Source organism: Geodermatophilus sp. SYSU D00691 (genome assembly GCF_054050275.1).
This window is the reverse complement of sequence record NZ_JBJGYZ010000001.1, coordinates 173,343-189,463: the sequence shown is the minus strand read 5'-3', so window position 1 is coordinate 189,463 and position 16,121 is coordinate 173,343. Positions and strand designations below refer to the sequence as shown.

Annotated in this window: 15 protein-coding genes; 12 read left to right on the top strand and 3 right to left on the bottom strand. The window is 75.1% G+C overall.

The features are described from left to right. The first annotated feature begins 16 nt into the window (after nucleotides 1–16). The 3 genes from ACI797_RS00955 to ACI797_RS00945 are packed head-to-tail and all read left to right on the top strand — an operon-like array spanning nucleotide 17 to nucleotide 3,464. Nucleotides 17–1,609 carry a circularly permuted type 2 ATP-grasp protein gene (locus ACI797_RS00955; protein ID WP_456856297.1) on the top strand — a complete coding sequence of 531 codons (1,593 nt, stop codon included), beginning with the start codon at nucleotides 17–19 and terminating at the stop codon, nucleotides 1,607–1,609. Next, a complete protein-coding gene (locus tag ACI797_RS00950; RefSeq protein ID WP_456856295.1) occupies nucleotides 1,603–2,565 on the top strand; it encodes an alpha-E domain-containing protein in 963 nt (320 codons plus the stop codon). The genes ACI797_RS00955 and ACI797_RS00950 overlap by 7 nt, the downstream gene beginning before the upstream one ends. Beyond that, entirely contained in the window at nucleotides 2,562–3,464 is a 903-nt protein-coding gene (locus ACI797_RS00945; protein ID WP_456856292.1) for a transglutaminase family protein, read from the top strand. The genes ACI797_RS00950 and ACI797_RS00945 overlap by 4 nt, the downstream gene beginning before the upstream one ends. A 20-nt stretch (nucleotides 3,465–3,484) precedes the next feature. Here ACI797_RS00945 and ACI797_RS00940 read toward each other — a convergent pair whose 3' ends face one another. Beyond that, nucleotides 3,485–4,123, bottom strand: coding sequence for a hypothetical protein (locus ACI797_RS00940; protein WP_456856290.1), 639 nt, complete (start codon nucleotides 4,121–4,123; stop codon nucleotides 3,485–3,487). A gap of 258 nt (nucleotides 4,124–4,381) precedes the next feature. Between ACI797_RS00940 and ACI797_RS00935 the strand changes: the two genes are divergently transcribed. Then, nucleotides 4,382–6,187 (top strand): ABC-F family ATP-binding cassette domain-containing protein, encoded by a 1,806-nt coding sequence (locus ACI797_RS00935; RefSeq protein WP_456856288.1) that lies wholly within the window; start codon nucleotides 4,382–4,384, stop codon nucleotides 6,185–6,187. 41 nt (nucleotides 6,188–6,228) lie between these two features. Here the strand turns inward: ACI797_RS00935 and ACI797_RS00930 are convergent, their stop codons facing one another. After that, nucleotides 6,229–6,939: a hypothetical protein gene (locus tag ACI797_RS00930; protein WP_456856286.1), complete on the bottom strand. Its 711-nt coding sequence runs from the start codon at nucleotides 6,937–6,939 to the stop codon at nucleotides 6,229–6,231. A gap of 146 nt (nucleotides 6,940–7,085) precedes the next feature. On the opposite strand from ACI797_RS00930, the gene ACI797_RS00925 reads away from it, so the two are divergent. The 8 genes from ACI797_RS00925 to mnhG are packed head-to-tail and all read left to right on the top strand — an operon-like array spanning nucleotide 7,086 to nucleotide 15,368. Next, nucleotides 7,086–8,267 (top strand): histidine kinase, encoded by a 1,182-nt coding sequence (locus ACI797_RS00925; protein WP_456856284.1) that lies wholly within the window; start codon nucleotides 7,086–7,088, stop codon nucleotides 8,265–8,267. Then, nucleotides 8,264–8,923 (top strand): response regulator, encoded by a 660-nt coding sequence (locus ACI797_RS00920; RefSeq protein ID WP_456856282.1) that lies wholly within the window; start codon nucleotides 8,264–8,266, stop codon nucleotides 8,921–8,923. Before ACI797_RS00925 ends, ACI797_RS00920 begins: the two co-directional genes overlap by 4 nt. Nucleotides 8,924–8,959: 36 nt before the next feature. Then, nucleotides 8,960–11,914 carry a Na+/H+ antiporter subunit A gene (locus tag ACI797_RS00915; protein ID WP_456856281.1) on the top strand — a complete coding sequence of 985 codons (2,955 nt, stop codon included), beginning with the start codon at nucleotides 8,960–8,962 and terminating at the stop codon, nucleotides 11,912–11,914. Then, nucleotides 11,911–12,432, top strand: coding sequence for a Na(+)/H(+) antiporter subunit C (locus tag ACI797_RS00910; RefSeq protein ID WP_456537858.1), 522 nt, complete (start codon nucleotides 11,911–11,913; stop codon nucleotides 12,430–12,432). The genes ACI797_RS00915 and ACI797_RS00910 overlap by 4 nt, the downstream gene beginning before the upstream one ends. After that, nucleotides 12,429–14,096 carry a Na+/H+ antiporter subunit D gene (locus ACI797_RS00905; protein ID WP_456856278.1) on the top strand — a complete coding sequence of 556 codons (1,668 nt, stop codon included), beginning with the start codon at nucleotides 12,429–12,431 and terminating at the stop codon, nucleotides 14,094–14,096. The genes ACI797_RS00910 and ACI797_RS00905 overlap by 4 nt, the downstream gene beginning before the upstream one ends. Then, complete coding sequence (locus tag ACI797_RS00900) at nucleotides 14,093–14,683, top strand: Na+/H+ antiporter subunit E (RefSeq protein WP_456856277.1); 591 nt, start codon at nucleotides 14,093–14,095, stop codon at nucleotides 14,681–14,683. Before ACI797_RS00905 ends, ACI797_RS00900 begins: the two co-directional genes overlap by 4 nt. Then, on the top strand, nucleotides 14,680–14,976 hold the full coding sequence (locus ACI797_RS00895) for a monovalent cation/H+ antiporter complex subunit F (protein ID WP_456856275.1): 297 nt from the start codon (nucleotides 14,680–14,682) through the stop codon (nucleotides 14,974–14,976). The genes ACI797_RS00900 and ACI797_RS00895 overlap by 4 nt, the downstream gene beginning before the upstream one ends. Further along, entirely contained in the window at nucleotides 14,973–15,368 is a 396-nt protein-coding gene (gene mnhG, locus ACI797_RS00890) for a monovalent cation/H(+) antiporter subunit G (RefSeq protein WP_456856273.1), read from the top strand. Before ACI797_RS00895 ends, mnhG begins: the two co-directional genes overlap by 4 nt. Here the strand turns inward: mnhG and ACI797_RS00885 are convergent. Continuing rightward, on the bottom strand, nucleotides 15,365–16,102 hold the full coding sequence (locus ACI797_RS00885; RefSeq protein ID WP_456856271.1) for a VOC family protein: 738 nt from the start codon (nucleotides 16,100–16,102) through the stop codon (nucleotides 15,365–15,367). The genes mnhG and ACI797_RS00885 overlap by 4 nt on opposite strands. Between the last annotated feature and the right edge of the window lie 19 nt (nucleotides 16,103–16,121).

Here is a 16,121-nt window from a genome sequence, read left to right as displayed (position 1 = left end):
AACTAGGTTGCGATCCATGGCGGACCTCTTCGACGGCTACCCCCTGGGGCAGCAGTGGGACGAGATGTTCGGCCGTCCCCTCCATCCCCGGTCGGCGTACGCGGGCCTGTTCACCGCCCTCCAGCCCATGGCCGGCGAGGAGCTGGCCGCCCGGGCCGACCTGCTGTCGCAGACCTACCGGGACGCCGGGGTCACCTTCGCGCACGCCGGCGAGGAGCAGCCGTTCCCGCTCGACATCGTGCCGCGGGTGATCGGCCACGAGGAGTGGGACGTCATCGAGCGCGGCGTCGCCCAGCGGGTGCTCGCGCTGGAGGCCTTCCTCGCCGACGTCTACGGCGCCGGGGAGGTGTTCGCCGACCGGGTGGTGCCGCGCAGCGTCGTCACCACCAGCGCGCACTTCCACCGCCAGGCGCACGGCCTCGTGCCGCCCAACGGGGTGCGGGTGCACGTCGCCGGCATCGACCTGGTGCGCGACGAGGCCGGGGACTTCCGGGTGCTCGAGGACAACCTGCGCTCGCCGTCGGGCGTCAGCTACGTCATCACCAACCGCTCGGCGATGAGCCAGGTGCTGCCCGAGCTGTTCGCCGACCACCGCGTGCAGCCCGTCGACGACTACCCGACCCGGCTGCTCGCCGCGCTCAAGGCGTCGGCGCCGTCCAACGTGAGCGACCCGACCGTCGTCGTCCTCACCCCGGGCGTCTACAACTCGGCCTACTTCGAGCACGCGCTGCTCGCCCGCCAGATGGGCGTCGAGCTGGTCGAGGGCCGCGACCTCGTCTGCGCCGGCAACCAGGTGAGCATGCGGACGACGGACGGGCAGCGCCGCGTCGACGTCATCTACCGGCGCATCGACGACGAGTTCCTCGACCCGGTGCACTTCCGGCCCGACTCGGTGATCGGCTGCGCCGGCGTCCTCAACGCCGCCCGCGCCGGGCGGGTGACCATCGCCAACGCGGTCGGCAACGGCGTCGCCGACGACAAGCTGCTCTACACCTGGGTGCCCGACCTCGTGCGGTACTACCTGGGCGAGGAGCCGGTGCTGCAGAACGCCGAGACCCACCGCCTCGACGACGAGGACACCGTCGAGTGGGTGGTCGGGTCGCTGGACCAGCTGGTGCTCAAGCCGGTCGACGGCTCGGGCGGCAAGGGCATCGTGATCGGCCCGCGGGCCGACGAGCGCACCCTCGCCGAGCTGGCCGTCAAGGTGCGGGCCAGGCCGCGGGACTGGATCGCGCAGAAGCCGATCGGGCTGTCGACCTGCCCGACGCTGGTGGGCGGGCGGATCGCGCCGCGGCACGTCGACCTGCGGCCGTTCGCGGTGAACGACGGCTCGAAGGTGTGGGTGCTGCCGGGCGGTCTGACCCGGGTGGCGCTGCCCGAGGGCGAGCTGGTGGTGAACTCCAGCCAGGGCGGCGGCTCCAAGGACACGTGGGTGATCAGCCCGCCGCGGCCGGCGTCGGAGCCGGAGCAACCGGACCACACGACGATCGAGTTCAGCACCGCCGACCTCTCCGGCGACGCCCCCGGCCAGGACCCGGGTCCGCTCAACGACCTCGCCGTCGGCCAGTCGCAGCAGCAGCAGCAGGAGGGGGTGCGGCCGGGATGCTGAGCCGGATCGCCGAGTCGCTGTTCTGGATCGGCCGCTACATAGAGCGGGCCGACGACACCGCCCGCATCCTCGACGTGCACACCCAGCGGCTGGTCGAGGACCCGTGGATCGACGAGCGCCGCGCCTGCGCCAACCTGCTCGCGCTCATGGGCCACCCCGTGCAGGGCGGGGAGGCCGACACCGAGCTGGTGCTCGACACCCTGGCCTTCGACCGCAGCAGCCCGGCCTCGATCGTCGGGGCGCTGTCGGCGGCGCGGGAGAACGCCCGCGGCGCCCGCGAGGTGCTCTCGGCCGAGATCTGGGAGTCGCTCAACGTCACCCACAACGCCCTGCCGCAGCAGCGCACGATGGCCCGCCGGTACGGGCCGCACTCGCTGTTCCGGTTCGTCCGCGAGCGCTCGGCCATGGTGTTCGGCCTGGCCGACGCGACGATGAGCCGCGACGAGAGCTGGCTGTTCCTCATCCTCGGCCGCTCGCTGGAGCGGGTGGACATGACCGCGCGGATGCTCTCCACCCGGGTGCTGGCCGGGGACGCGGCGCCGTCCTGGACCCTCGTGCTGCGCTCGACCGGCGCCTACGAGCCCTACCTGCGCACCTACCGCGGCCAGGTCAACTCGGGCCGGGCGGCGGAGTTCCTGCTGCTCGACCGGCTGTTCCCGCGCTCGGTGTTCGCCGCGCTGGAGCAGGCCGAGGCGTGCCTGGCCGAGCTGGAGCGGGCGCCGGTGCGCTCCGTCGGCAGCACGGCCACCCGGGTGGGCGTGGCCGGAGAGGCCCACCGCATCGTCGGGCGGGCGCGGACGATGCTGGAGTTCATGGCCCCCGACCAGCTGCTCGGCCAGCTGCCGCAGCGGCTGGAGGAGCTGCAGCGCACCTGCTCGGCGGCGAGCGCGGCGGTGACCCACCGCTTCTTCACCGAGCAGGCGCCGCAGGTGTGGGTGCCGGAGGAGGTCGGGTGAGCCAGACGCAGACCCAGGGCGCCCAGACGCAGGTGCAGGGGCCGCGGCTGTCCGCGCCGCGGTGGCGGCTGCAGGTCGTGCACCGGACGACGTTCCTCTACAGCGGGCCCGTCCGGTCGTCGTACAACGAGGCCCGGCTGACCCCGGAGAACAGCGGGCGGCAGACGGTGCTGCGCTCCCGGGTGGAGATCGAGCCGGCCGCGAGCGCGTACGCCTACCGCGACTACTGGGGCTCGACGGTCACCGCGTTCGACCTGCACGTGCCGCACGCGGAGCTGGTGGTCACCGGCACCTCGATCGTCGAGGCCGGGCCGGAGCCGGCGCTGCACCGCTCCCTCGGCTGGACCGAGCTGGCCGGCCGCGACGTCCGCGACCGCTTCGGCGAGCTGCTCGGACCCACCCGGCTGACCGCGATGGACGACGCGGTGGTGGAGCGGGTGCGGGCGGCGGTCGGCGCGGCCGAGCCGCACGAGGCCGGCGCGGTGGTCTGCCGCTTCGTGCGCGACCACATGGACTACCTGTCCGGCGCCACCAACGTGAAGACCAACGCCATGCAGGCGTGGACCACCGGCAAGGGCGTCTGCCAGGACATCTCGCACGTCACCGTCGGGCTGCTGCGGGCGCTCGGGCTCCCGGCCCGCTACGTCTCCGGGTACCTGCACCCGAAGCCGGAGGCCGCGATCGGCGCCCCGGTCACCGGGGAGAGCCACGCCTGGGTGGAGTGGTGGGACGGCGGCTGGACCGGCTTCGACCCCACCAACGCCGTCGAGATCGGGCCGCGGCACGTGACCCTCGGCCGCGGCCGGGACTACGGCGACGTCCCGCCGTTCAAGGGGCTGTTCTCGGGGCCGAGGAGCGAGGGGCACGAGGTCACCGTCGAGGTCACCCGCCTGGCCTAGCGGCCCTGCAGGAGGGCCCTTCAGCGGAGGAGGCGAGCGACCCCGGTCGGTCCCTCGGGCTCGTCGCCCGAGGGCAGGTGGGCGGTGCGCTCGGTGAGCCGGCCCCGCCAGTACAGGGGGGCGCCGTCGAGCCAGGTGGCGCCCGCGTCGGTGAGCCGGCCGTCGGCGACCAGCGGCGCCCAGCCCCGGACCAGGCGCAGCGCCTCGGCCGCGGTGACCAGCACCCGGGCGATGCCCTGCCGGCGGAACACCGGCTCGACGGTGACGTCCTCGACGACGCCGGAGCGGCACCACCAGCGGATCTCGCCGACCCGGTCGGCCATCCGCAGCCCCCGGCGGGCCACGTCGTGCGGGCCGACCAGCGAGCCGGCGGGGTAGGCGGTGCCGGCGAAGGCGACGAGGGAGAACGTGGGCACCCCGCTGGTCGCGTGGCCGATCTCGGCGAACCACAGCGGCGGCTCGGGACGGGCCACCGACTCGGAGACGTCGATCCGCAGGACGTGCCCGTCCTGCGCCCGGTAGCGGACGTCGGCCAGCCAGCCGGACGGCATGCGACCGCGGGCGCCGGTGAGGTCGACCGGCGTGCCGTGGGCGAACCGGTCGGAGTTGACCAGGACCAGGGAGTGCTCCGGCGGGGCCCCGACCAGCCGGTGGGTCATCCGGCCCACCCACACCGTGGAGGAGGTGGCGGCCGGCGGCCGCGACGGACGGCGCGCCGCCCCGCCCGCCGAGCGGACGCGGGGGCGCTGCTCCCGCAGCCCGTCACCGTGGGGTTCCCGTGCTGCCGCCGCACTCATGGTGTCCTGCCTCCCGTTCGCGCTGGTGCCGGCCCGGGTGGGCCGCTCGGGACGAAGGTTCACCGAGATCACTTGGGCCCTTCTTGGGCGTGACTAGGGGACGGCGATACTGGGTCCCTCATGAGCGCACCGCTGAACCTCCTCGCGCTGGAGCGGGTCTCCAAGGCGCACGGCACGACGGTGCTGCTGGACGACGTCTCGCTCGGCGTCGCCGCCGGCGAGCGGATCGGCGTCGTCGGCCGCAACGGCAGCGGCAAGTCCACGCTGCTCGGCGTCCTGACCGGCGCGGAGGACCCCGACTCCGGCCGGGTCACCCGCCGCGGCGACCTGCAGCTGGGTGTCCTGGACCAGTCGGGCACCCTGCCGCCGGGGACGACGGTGCGCGACGTCGTCCTGCCGACCAGCGTGTTCGCGGCCGAGCACGAGTGGGCCGCCGACCCGGCGGTGCGCAGCGTGCTCACCGGCCTGGAGCTCGACCGGCTCGGCCTCGACGCGCCGGTCGCCCCGATGTCCGGGGGCGAGCGCCGCCGGGTCGCGCTGGCCGCGCAGCTGATCCGGCCGCTGGACCTGCTGGTGCTCGACGAGCCGACCAACCACCTCGACGTCGAGGGGGTGGCGTGGCTGGCCGACTTCGTGAAGAACCGGGTCGGCGCGCTCGTCGTCGTCACCCACGACCGGTGGTTCCTCGACGAGGTCTGCTCGACCACGTGGGAGGTCGCCGAGGGCCAGGTCTTCGCCTACGAGGGCGGCTACTCGGCCTACACGCTGGCCCGCGCCGAGCGGGCGCGGATCGCGGCGGCGACCGAGGAACGCCGGCTCAACCTGGTGCGCAAGGAGCTGGCCTGGCTGCGCCGCGGCCCGCCGGCGCGCACCAGCAAGCCGCGCTTCCGGATCGAGGCGGCCGAGGCGCTGATCGCCGACGAACCGCCGCCCCGCGAGTCGATGGCGCTCAAGGGGTTCGCCGCCCGCCGGCTGGGGCGGACCGTCTACGACGTCGAGGACGTGTCGTACTCGGTCGAGGGCCGGGAGCTCTTCCGCGACGTCACCTGGCACGTCGGCCCGGGCGACCGGATCGGCGTCGTCGGCGTCAACGGCGCGGGCAAGACGACGCTGCTGCGGCTGCTGGTCGGCGAGCTCGAGGCCGACGCGGGCCGGGTGGTGCGCGGGCAGACGGTCGTGCCGGCGTACCTGTCCCAGCACGTCACCGAGCTGCCCGGGCGGCTGCGGGTGCTGGAGGCGGTGCAGGAGATCGCGCGCATCGCCCGGTTCGGCAACCAGGAGATCTCGGCGTCGTCGCTGGCCGAGCGGTTCGGCTTCGTCGCGGCGCGGCAGTGGACGCCGGTCGGCGACCTCTCCGGCGGCGAGCGGCGCCGGCTGCAGCTGCTGCGGCTCCTCATGGGCGAGCCGAACGTGCTGGTCCTCGACGAGCCCACCAACGACCTCGACATCGACACCCTGACCGCGCTGGAGGACCTGCTCGACTCCTTCCCCGGCACGGTGCTCGTGGTCAGCCACGACCGCTACTTCGTCGACCGGGTCTGCGACTCGGTGGTCGCGCTGCTCGGCGACGGGTCGCTGGCCGCGCTGCCCGGCGGGGTGGAGGAGTACCTCGCCCGCCGCGCGGCGGGGGAGGCGCAGCTGCGCCCGGCCGGCGGCGCCGGGCCCGGGTCGGCGCCCGCTGCGGTGGCCGCGCCCGCCGGTCCGTCCGCGGCCGAGGTGCGCACCGCCCGCAAGGAGGCCGCCCGGCTGGAACGCCGGCTGGAGCGGCTGACCGCCGACGAGGAGAAGCTGCACGGCGAGCTGGTCGCCGCCGCGACCGACCACGCCAAGGTGCTGGAGCTCGATGCCCGGCTGCGGGCGCTGCAGGCCGAGAAGGAGCAGGTCGAGACCGACTGGCTGGCCGCCGCCGAGCTGGCCGAGGGCTGACGGCGGGCCTCCACCAGCGTCGTCAGGGGAAGTGCTGCCCGTCAGGCGGTGACGGCGGCCTCGGCGCGGTCGCGCTGGACCATCCGCAGGCCGATCAGGACCGCGGGGACGGCGCCGACCAGGGCGAAGCCCGCGTAGAGCAGCGGCGTGAAGCTCAGCGCGATCGACAGGCCGATGCTGACCACCGCGGGGGCGAACAGCCACCAGCTCGTGACGCCGGCCCGGGCCAGACCGCCGTAGACCACCAGCGGGCCGACGATGCCGAGCAGGTGCACCGTGCCGACGACCGCCAGGGCGGGCGAGCTGGACACGGTCTCGAACAGCGACAGCGCCGTGTCGGGGTCGAGCTCGCGGCCGATGCCACCGGTCCAGAAGTCGTAGAGCACGTACCCGGCGACGGTCACCAGACCGAGGGCCGACAGCAGCGCGCCGACCACGGTGCCGATGCGGCCCTCGCGGCCGCGGACCAGCGCGGGCGCGGCCAGCCAGGCCAGGCCCTGGAACATGTTGCCGTAGTGCAGCAGCATCGCCGAGAGCGCCGTCCGGCCCTCGTCGCGGGCGAGCGAGGCGATGTACTCGGCGTTCTCGAGCGAGTCCGCGGGCGGCGAGGTCGCCAGGCCGGCCACGTACAGCAGCGAGCCGACGATCAGGGCGCCGCCGGCGATGGGCAGCATCAGCGAGCCGGCGCTGCGGGTGGGGCGGGTGGTCGTGGCGGTCGTCGCCACGTCGGGGGTGATCGCGTTGGTCGTCATGGCTGGGAACGCTAGGGACGGCCGGGGGTGCGCCGCGTCCGCCGGAACGGACCGATCCGCATCCGTCGCGCGGCGGAACGCGACACCCGCGACGTCCGCCGCGCGGGGGATGCCCGCCGCTGCCGGCGCCACCTAGCGTGCTCGTCATGCCCCGGTGGATCTCCGCAGCCCGCGGCCGCGTGCGCCTGCTCTGGCCGGCGGTCGGCCTCCTGGTGGCGCTGCTCTCGCTGGTGGAGATCGCGACCGACCAGAACTTCCACTTCCCGCTGGTCACCGCCCTGCCCGGCGTCGTCGTGGGCGCGCTGCTGGCGGTCAGCCCGCGCTGGCCCGGGACGGCGGCGGTGCTCGGCGCGCTGAGCGTCCTCGGCAACGCCGCGCTGGGCACCCCCGGACCGGGGGGCGCCCAGCTGGTCGGCATGGCCCTGCTGGTCGGTCACGCCGCCGCCGTGCTGCCGTACGCGCGCGGCATCCGGGCGGCCGGCGTCGCCAGCCTGGTGGTGGTCGTCGCGGGGATCGCGCTCTCGTCGTCCACGTGGGAGGGCGTCTTCTTCTTCCTGGTCACCGGCACCGCGTACGGCGTGGGCCTGCTGGTGCGGCAGTCCCGGGAGCGCTCGCGGGAGCTGCAGGTGCTCGCCGCCCGCCTGGCCGAGCAGCAGGAGACGGTCGCCGCGGCCGCGACCACCGCCGAGCGGGCCCGGATCGCCCGCGAGGTGCACGACTCGGTGGCCCACGCGGTGAGCGTCATGGTGCTGCAGATGGGCGGGCTGCGACGGCTGCTGCCCGACCACCCGGAGGCGCAGGAGGTGCTCCGCGGGCTCGAACGGCTCGGCCGCGACTCGGTCGACGAGATGCGCCGGGTCGTGGGCATCCTGCGGGAGCAGCCGGACGGCGAACCGGCCCCGCTGCCGTCGCTGTCCCGCCTCGACGCCGTCCTGGACGAGCTGCGCACCGGCGGCATGCCGATCGAGCTGGTGGTCACCGGGGAGCCGGTGGAGCTGCCCCAGCTGGTCGACGTCTCCGCCGTCCGGGTGGTGCAGGAGGCGCTGTCCAACGTCGTCCGGCACGCCGGCGCCGCGGCCACCACGGTCGAGGTCGGCTACGCGGCCGACCGGGTCACCGTCACCGTCACCGACGACGGCCGGGCCCGCGTCCCCACGCCCCCGTCCGTGCCGGGCGCCGGCGGCCACGGCCAGCTGCACATGCGCGAGCGGGTCTCGGTGGTCGGCGGCCGGCTGGAGGTGGGGCCGGTCCGCGGCGGCTACCGCGTGCGCGCCGTCTTCCCGATCCACGTGGCCGAGCGGCCGGCCCCGGCGGAGGTGGGCGCGTGACGATCCGCGTCGTGCTGGTCGACGACCAGGCGATGGTGCGCACCGGCCTGCGCATGGTGCTGGCCGCCGAACCCGACATCGAGGTCGTCGGCGAGGCCGCCGACGGCGCGGCCGGGGTCCGGGTGGTCACCGAGCAGCGGCCCGACGTCGTCCTGCTCGACGTCCGCATGCCCGGGATGGACGGGCTGGAGGCGGCGCGGCGGATCATCGCCGGCGGGCTCCCGACGCGGGTCGTCGTCCTGACCACGTTCGACGAGGACGAGTACGTCGCGGCGGCCCTGCGCGCCGGGGTGAGCGGCTTCCTGCTCAAGGTGGCCCCGCCCGAGGACCTCGTCGCCGCGGTGCGCACGGTCGCCGCCGGCCAGGGCCTGCTCGACCCGGCCGTGACCCTGCGGGTGATCGAGTCGTTCGCCGCCGCCCCCGCGCCCGACCCCGGCGCGGCCGGCCGGCTGGGCGAGCTGACCGAGCGCGAGACCGACGTGCTGGCGCTGGTCGCGGCCGGGCTCTCCAACGCCGAGATCGCCGCGCGGCTGTACCTGGGCGAGGCGACGGTCAAGACGCACGTGAGCCGGGTACTGCTCAAGCTCGGGCTGCGGGACCGCGTGCAGGCCGTCGCCTTCGCCTACGAGAGCGGGCTGGTCACGCCGGGCAGGTAGTCTGGGGTCACCGCCGGCCGTGGACGACCGACGTCTGTGGTCCCGGAGCCGAACCCACGACTCCCGGGGGACCTCCTGCTCGCACTGCTGCTCCTCCACCTCGTGGCCGCGCTCTGCGCGCCGCTCCTCGTGCGCTGGTGGGGTCGGCAGGCGTTCCTCCCGCTGGCCCTCGTGCCGGCCACCGGCTTCGCCTGGGTGCTCGCCCAGCTCGCCCGCGTCCTCGACGGCGACGAGGTGGTCGAGCGCACGACCTGGATCCCCGCGCTCGAGCTGGACGTCGTGCTGCGGCTGGACGCGCTCTCCCTGACCCTCGCCGCGCTGGTCACCGGCGTCGGCGCGCTGGTGCTCCTCTACTGCGCGCGGTACTTCGAGCCGGGGGACGAGGGCACCGGCCGGTTCGCCGGCACCCTCACCGCCTTCGCCGGCTCGATGCTCGGCCTGGTCCTCGCCGACGACCTGTTGCTGCTCTACGTCTTCTGGGAGCTCACCACCGTCTTCTCCTTCCTGCTGATCGGCGGGTCGGGACGGCGGCTCGCGGCCCGGCGGGCGGCCACCCAGGCGCTGGTCCTCACCACCGCCGGCGGCCTGGCCATGCTGGTGGGGCTGATCCTGATCGGCGAGGCCAGCGGCAGCTACCTGCTCTCCGAGGTGGTGGCCGCCCCGGGCAGCGGGGCGTACATGACGGCCGGCACCGTGCTCGTGCTGGTCGGCGCGATCACCAAGTCGGCCCTGGTGCCGTTCCACTTCTGGCTGCCCGCGGCCATGGAGGCGCCCACGCCGGTCAGCGCCTACCTGCACGCCGCGGCGATGGTGAAGGCCGGCGTCTACCTGGTCGCCCGGCTGGCGCCCGGGCTGGCCGACCTCCCCGGCTGGCGGCCCGTCCTGCTGGTGCTCGGACTGGCCACCATGCTCGTCGGCGGCTACCGGGCGCTGCGGCAGACCGACCTCAAGCTGCTGCTCGCGTTCGGCACGGTCAGCCAGCTCGGCTTCCTCACCGTGCTGGTCGGCGCCGGCAGCCGTGAGCTGGCGGCCGCCGGGCTGGCCATGCTGGTGGCGCACGCGCTGTTCAAGGCGACGCTGTTCCTCGTCGTCGGCGTCGTCGACCACGCCACCGGCACCCGCGACCTGCGGGAGCTGTCCGGGCTGGGCCGCCGGCTGCCCGTGCTCGCCGCGATCGGCGGCCTGGCGGCCGCGTCGATGGCCGGCATCCCGCCGCTGCTGGGCTTCGTCGGCAAGGAGGCGGCGTTCACCGCGCTGCTCGAGGGCGGCCTCGCCAACCGCACCGCCGCCGGCCTGGAGCTCACCGGGCTGGTGCTCGGCTCGGTCCTCACCGCCGCCTACACCTTCCGGTTCCTGTGGGGCGCCTTCGCCCGCAAGCCCGAGCTGCCCCCGACCGCGCCGCCGGCGCTGGTGCACCCGCCGGGTGCGCTGTTCCTCCTCGCGCCGGCCGTGCTCGCCGTCGCGAGCCTCGCCGGCGGGCCCGGCAGCACCCTGCTCGAGCCGCTGGTCGCGCGGTACGCCGGCACGCTGCCGCTGATCGCGCCCGAGGCGGAGGAGCTGGCCCTGTGGCACGGCCTCCAGCCGGCCCTGCTGCTGTCGGCGCTCACGCTGCTCGGCGGCGCGGCGCTGTTCGCGGCGCGGACGCGGATCCAGCGGCTGCAGAAGCGGATGGCCTTCGGCGCCTCCGCCGACGAGGGCTACTGGAACGTGATCCAGGCCCTCGACCGGCTCTCGGTGCTGCTCACGGGGACGACGCAGCGCGGCTCCCTGCCGGCCTACCTCGGCACCATCCTCGTCGTCGTCCTCGCGCTGCCCGGGACCGTGCTGCTCACCCGGGCCCCGTGGCCGGGGGAGTGGCGGGCGTGGGACACGCCGGTCCAGGCGCTGGTCGGCGCGGTGGTGCTGGCGGCGGCCGGGCTCGCCGTGCGCATGCGGCAGCGGATGTCGGCGGTGCTCGTCGTGGGCGTCACCGGCTACGGGCTGGCCGTCCTCTTCGCGCTGCAGGGGGCACCCGACCTCGCGCTGACGCAGTTCCTCGTCGAGACGCTGACCCTGGTCACGTTCGTGCTGGTGCTGCGCAAGCTGCCCAAGGACATCACCGAGCGGCACCGCCCCCGCGAGCGGGCGGCCCGCGGCTTGCTGGCGATCGGGGTCGGCCTGCTCATGGCTGGCGTGGGGGCCGTCGCGCTGGCCTCCCGCACCGCCGAGCCGGTGTCGGTCGACTTCCCCGAGCAGGCCTACGAGTTCGGCGGCGGGGAGAACGTCGTCAACGTGACCCTGGTCGACATCCGGGCCTGGGACACCCTGGGCGAGATCTCGGTCCTCGTGGTGGCCGCGACGGGCGTGGCCAGCCTGGTGTTCCTGCGCCAGCGCACCGGCCTCATCGCCCGGGCCGCCCGCGACCGGCTGGCGCGGGAGGACGGCGGGCGGCGGGCGCCGCGGCGGCGCTGGCTCGCGGCGAGCGCCACCCTCGCGCCGCAGCGGCGCTCGGTGATCCTCGAGGTGGTCACCCGGATGCTGTTCCACACCATCCTGGTGTTCTCCCTGTTCCTGCTCTTCTCCGGGCACAACGACCCCGGCGGCGGGTTCGCCGGCGGCCTGGTCGCCGGGCTCGCCATGGTGCTGCGCTACCTGGCCGGCGGCCGCTACGAGCTGGGCGAGGCCGCCCCGGTCGACCCGGGCAAGGTGCTCGGACTGGGCCTGCTGATCGCCGGCGGTTACGCGGTGACCGGCCTGGTCGGGGGCGGCGAGGTCCTGCAGTCGGTCATCTACCAGGTCACCCTGCCGGTGCTCGGCGACGTCAAGCTGGTCACCTCGCTGTTCTTCGACGTCGGCGTCTACCTGATCGTCGTCGGCCTGGTCCTCGACATCCTGCGCAGCCTCGGCGCCGAGCTCGACCGCGAGGAGGAGGCCGGCGCCGTCCCGGCCGAGGACCCCACCGGCGACACGGCCTCCGGCGCGGCCGTCCCCGAGGAGGTGACGGTCCGATGACCCCCACCGTCGTCCTGCCGGTGATCATCGGTGGGCTCTACGCCGCCGGTGTCTACCTGCTGCTCGACCGCAGCCTCACCCGCGTGCTGCTCGGCTTCCTGCTGCTGGGCAACGCCACCAACCTGCTGCTGCTGTCGGCCGGCGGGCCGGGTGGCCTCGCGCCGATCCTCGGCTACGCCGAGCCGGAGGAGATGAGCGATCCGCTGCCGCAGGCGCTGATCCTCACCGCGATCGTGATCACGTTCGCCGCGTCGGCGTTCCTGCTGGCGATGATCTACCGGTCCTGGCGGCTGGTCCGGCAGGAGGTCGTGGGCATCGACGAGGAGGACCGGCGGGTGGCCACCCGGTCCGGCATGGACTCCGACGAGCTCGACCCGGACGACCTGGCCGCGGAGGACCGCCCCGCCGGGCACGCCGACAGCCTGCGCGACGACGTCGACGAGCTGCTCGAGCGGCACTTCGCGGGCATCCCCTCCGACGACGTGGACCTCCCGCCGACGCAGGGGAGGAGCCGGTGACGAGCGCGCTCGCCCCGCTGCCGGTCCTGCTGCCCCTGCTGGGCGCCGCGGCGGCCCTGCTCACCGGCCACCGGCCGCGCATCCAGCGCACGGTGAGCACGCTGGTGCTCACCGGCGTGCTGGTGGTCTCCGTCGTCCTGCTGTTCCTCGCCGACGCCGAGGGCGCGACGGCGATCTCGGTCGGCGGCTGGCCGGTCCCGCTCGGCATCGTCCTGGTGGTGGACCGCCTGTCGGCGCTCATGCTCGTCGTCGCCTCGACGGTCGGCCTCGGCGTCCTCCTGTTCGGCATCGGGCAGGGCTCGGCCGACGGCGACGAGGAGACGCCGCTGTCGATCTTCCACCCCACCTTCCTGGTGCTCATCGCCGGCGTGAGCAACGCCTTCCTGGCCGGCGACCTGTTCAACCTCTACGTCGGGTTCGAGATCCTGCTGGTGGCCAGCTACGTGCTGCTCACGCTCGGGGGGACGGCGCCGCGGGTGCGCGGCGGCATCACCTACGTGGTCGTCAGCCTGTGCAGCTCGCTGCTGTTCCTCGGCGCGATCGGGCTGGTGTACGCCGCGACCGGGACGGTCAACCTGGCGCAGCTGGCCGAGCGGCTCGACGACATCCCCGCCGGGACGGCGCTGCTCGTCCAGTCGATGCTGCTGATCGCGTTCGGCATCAAGGCGGCCGTCTTCCCGCTCTACGCGTGGCTGCCCGACAGCTACCCGACCGCACCCGCCCCGGTCACCGCGGTCTTCGCCGGCCTGCTCACCAAGGTCGGCGTGTACGCGATCATCCGCACGCAGACGCTGCTGTTCCCCGGCGGCGTCCTCGACGACCTGCTGCTGTGGGCGGCGCTGGCCACGATGCTCGTCGGCATCCTGGGTGCGGTCGCGCAGACCGACATCCGGCGGATGCTGTCCTTCACGCTGGTCAGCCACGTGGGCTACATGATCTTCGGGATCGGCCTGGCGACGGCGGGCGGGCTGGCCGGCGCGGTCTTCTACGTGGCGCACCACATCACCATCCAGACCACGCTCTTCCTCGTCGCGGGGCTGGTCGAGCGCAAGGGCGGCTCGACGTCGATCGAGCGGCTCGGGGGGCTGGCCCGCCTGTCCCCGCTGCTGGCGGTCCTGTTCTTCGTGCCGGCCATGAACCTCGCCGGCATCCCGCCGCTGTCGGGCTTCATCGGCAAGGTGGGGCTGCTCCAGGCCGGGGTCGCCGAGGGGGGTGCGCTGGCGATCACGCTGGTGGCCGGCGGGGTGGTGGCCAGCCTGCTGACCCTGGTGGCCATCGCGCGGGTGTGGACCCGGGCGTTCTGGCGGCCGCTGGCCGGGCCGCAGGACGACGCCGACCGGGACGGCCCCGGCCGGGAGGACGGGGCCGTCGCGGGCGGGTCGCGCGCCTCGGGGGCCGGGGACGGCGGCGAGCTGACCGCGTGGGAGCGGCACCAGGCGGTGGCCACCGCCTCGCACCCGCTGGACGACGAGCCACCCGCGCGGATCAGCGAGCGGCCGCTGCCGTGGCTCATGGTGGGGGCGACCGCCGGGATGGTCGCGGTCACCCTCGTGCTGACGCTGGTCGCCGGGCCGCTGTACGGGCTGGCCGACCGGGCCGCGGCCGACCTGCTCGACCGCACGCCCTACATCGCGGCGGTGTTCGGCAGCGGGAGCGGCGGGTGAGCGCGCGTCCCGCGGGCCCGGGCTGGCGGCACCGCGTGCTGCCACTGCTCTGGCTGGTGCTGGTGTGGAACCTGCTCTGGGGCACCTGGTCCTGGGCCAACCTGCTGTCGGGGCTGCTGGTCGCGCTGCTCGTCACGGTGCTGCTGCCGCTGCCGCCGGAGGCCGGTGGGCTGCGCCTCCGGCCGTGGCCGGCGCTGGTGTACGTCACCCGGTTCCTGGCCGACCTCGTCGCGTCCTGCGTGCAGGTCGTGCTGCTGGCCTTCCGGGGCGGGCGGCCGCGGAGCGCGATCATCACGGTGCAGGCGCGCACCGACAACGACCTGCTGCTGACCCTCCTGGCGGCGACCGTCTCGCTGATCCCCGGCTCGATCGTGCTGGAGCTCGACCGGGACCGGCGGGTGCTGGGCCTGCACGTGCTCGACGCGCGCGACGCCGCGGGCATCGAGGCCCAGAAGCAGCGGGTGCTGGCCGAGGAGGAGCGGATCGTCCGGGCCTTCGGCGGGCCGGACGACCTGGCGCGGCTGGGGCTGTCGGCCGGGGTGGCCGAGGCGGCCGCGGGGCTGGACGCGCGGGGAGGCCGGGCGTGACCGCCACCTACGCCGTCCTCTACGCGATGATCGGCCTCGGGGCGCTGCTGACGCTGGTCCGCCTGGCGCGCGGTCCCTCGCTGCTCGACCGGGTGGTGGCCACCGACACCCTGCTGGTGATCATCTCGGCCGGGCTGGCGGTGCACGCCGGGCTGGCCCGGGACCCGACCCTGGTCCGGGTGCTGGTCGTGGTGTCCCTGCTGGCGTTCGTCGGATCGGTGTCGGTCGCCCGCTACATCGGCGGCATGCTGGTGCGCGCCGAAGAGGCGCGGGAACGGGAGGCGGAGGCGTGATCGAGTCGTCCGCCGACGTCGTGGCCTTGGTGTGCCTCGGCCTCGGCGCGTTCCTGTGCCTGTCGGCCGGGGTCGGGCTGCTGCGGTTCCCCGACGTCCTCGCCCGCATGCACGCCGGCACGAAGCCGCAGGTGCTCGGCGTGCTGCTGATCATGACCGGCGCCGCGATCCGGCTGCAGGGGTGGTCGGCGACCTGGATGCTGCTGCTCGTGGCGCTGTTCCAGATGCTCACCGCCCCGGTCAGCGCGCACATGGTCAGCCGGGTGGCCTACCGCCGCCGGCACGTGCGCCGCGACCTGCTGCTGGTCGACGAGCTGCGCACCGACGAGCCCGGTGGCCCGCACCACCGGGGCGACGAGCCGGCCGACGCGCCGCCCGGCGCGGCGAGCTAGCCGAGCTGCCCCAGGTAGAACGGCAGCCCCTGGTCGTCCCGGCACAGCGACGTGAGCCCGTAGGGCATCCGCTCGACCTCCCCGGCCTGCCCGCCGGCGGTGCGGACAGCGGCGACGGCCACCTCGAGGTCGTCGACGGCGTACAGGGGCACCGTGCCGGGCTCGTCGGAGCCGCCGCCGATGCCGACCATCGGGACCGGGCCCTCCACCTGCCAGCCGTCGGCCACCCGGCCGGGGACGGCGGCCCAGCCGAGCACCGCCCCGTAGAAGTCCCGGGCGCGGGCGCCGTCGGGCACCTGGAGGGTGAGGTAGACGGCGTCGCCGGGGCGGAGCGGCGGTCGCGGGGCGGCCGGCGCGGAGTCGAGCGCGTGCAGCATCCAGCGGTGCCCGTAGGGGTCGACGACGACGCCGACCCGGCCGCCGGGCGCCTCGGTGGGCGGGCGGTCGACGGTCGCGCCCAGCTCGGCGGCGCGGGTGACGGCGGCCTCGACGTCGTCGACCGTGAGGTGCAGCGACACCGCGGTCCCGCCGTCGCCAGGGCCGGTCAGGCCCAGCTCCGGGTACTCGTCGGCGAGGTAGAACGGCGCGCCGGCGATCTCCATCTCGGCGTGGCCGATCCGGTCGTCGTCCATCACGTACGGGTCACCGACGACCCGGGCGCCGAGGGCCTCGCAGTACCAGTCCATCGCCGCCCGGGCGTCGCGGACGGAGAGGTAGGGCGTGAGCTGCGTCACGCCCCCATCCTCTCCGAGA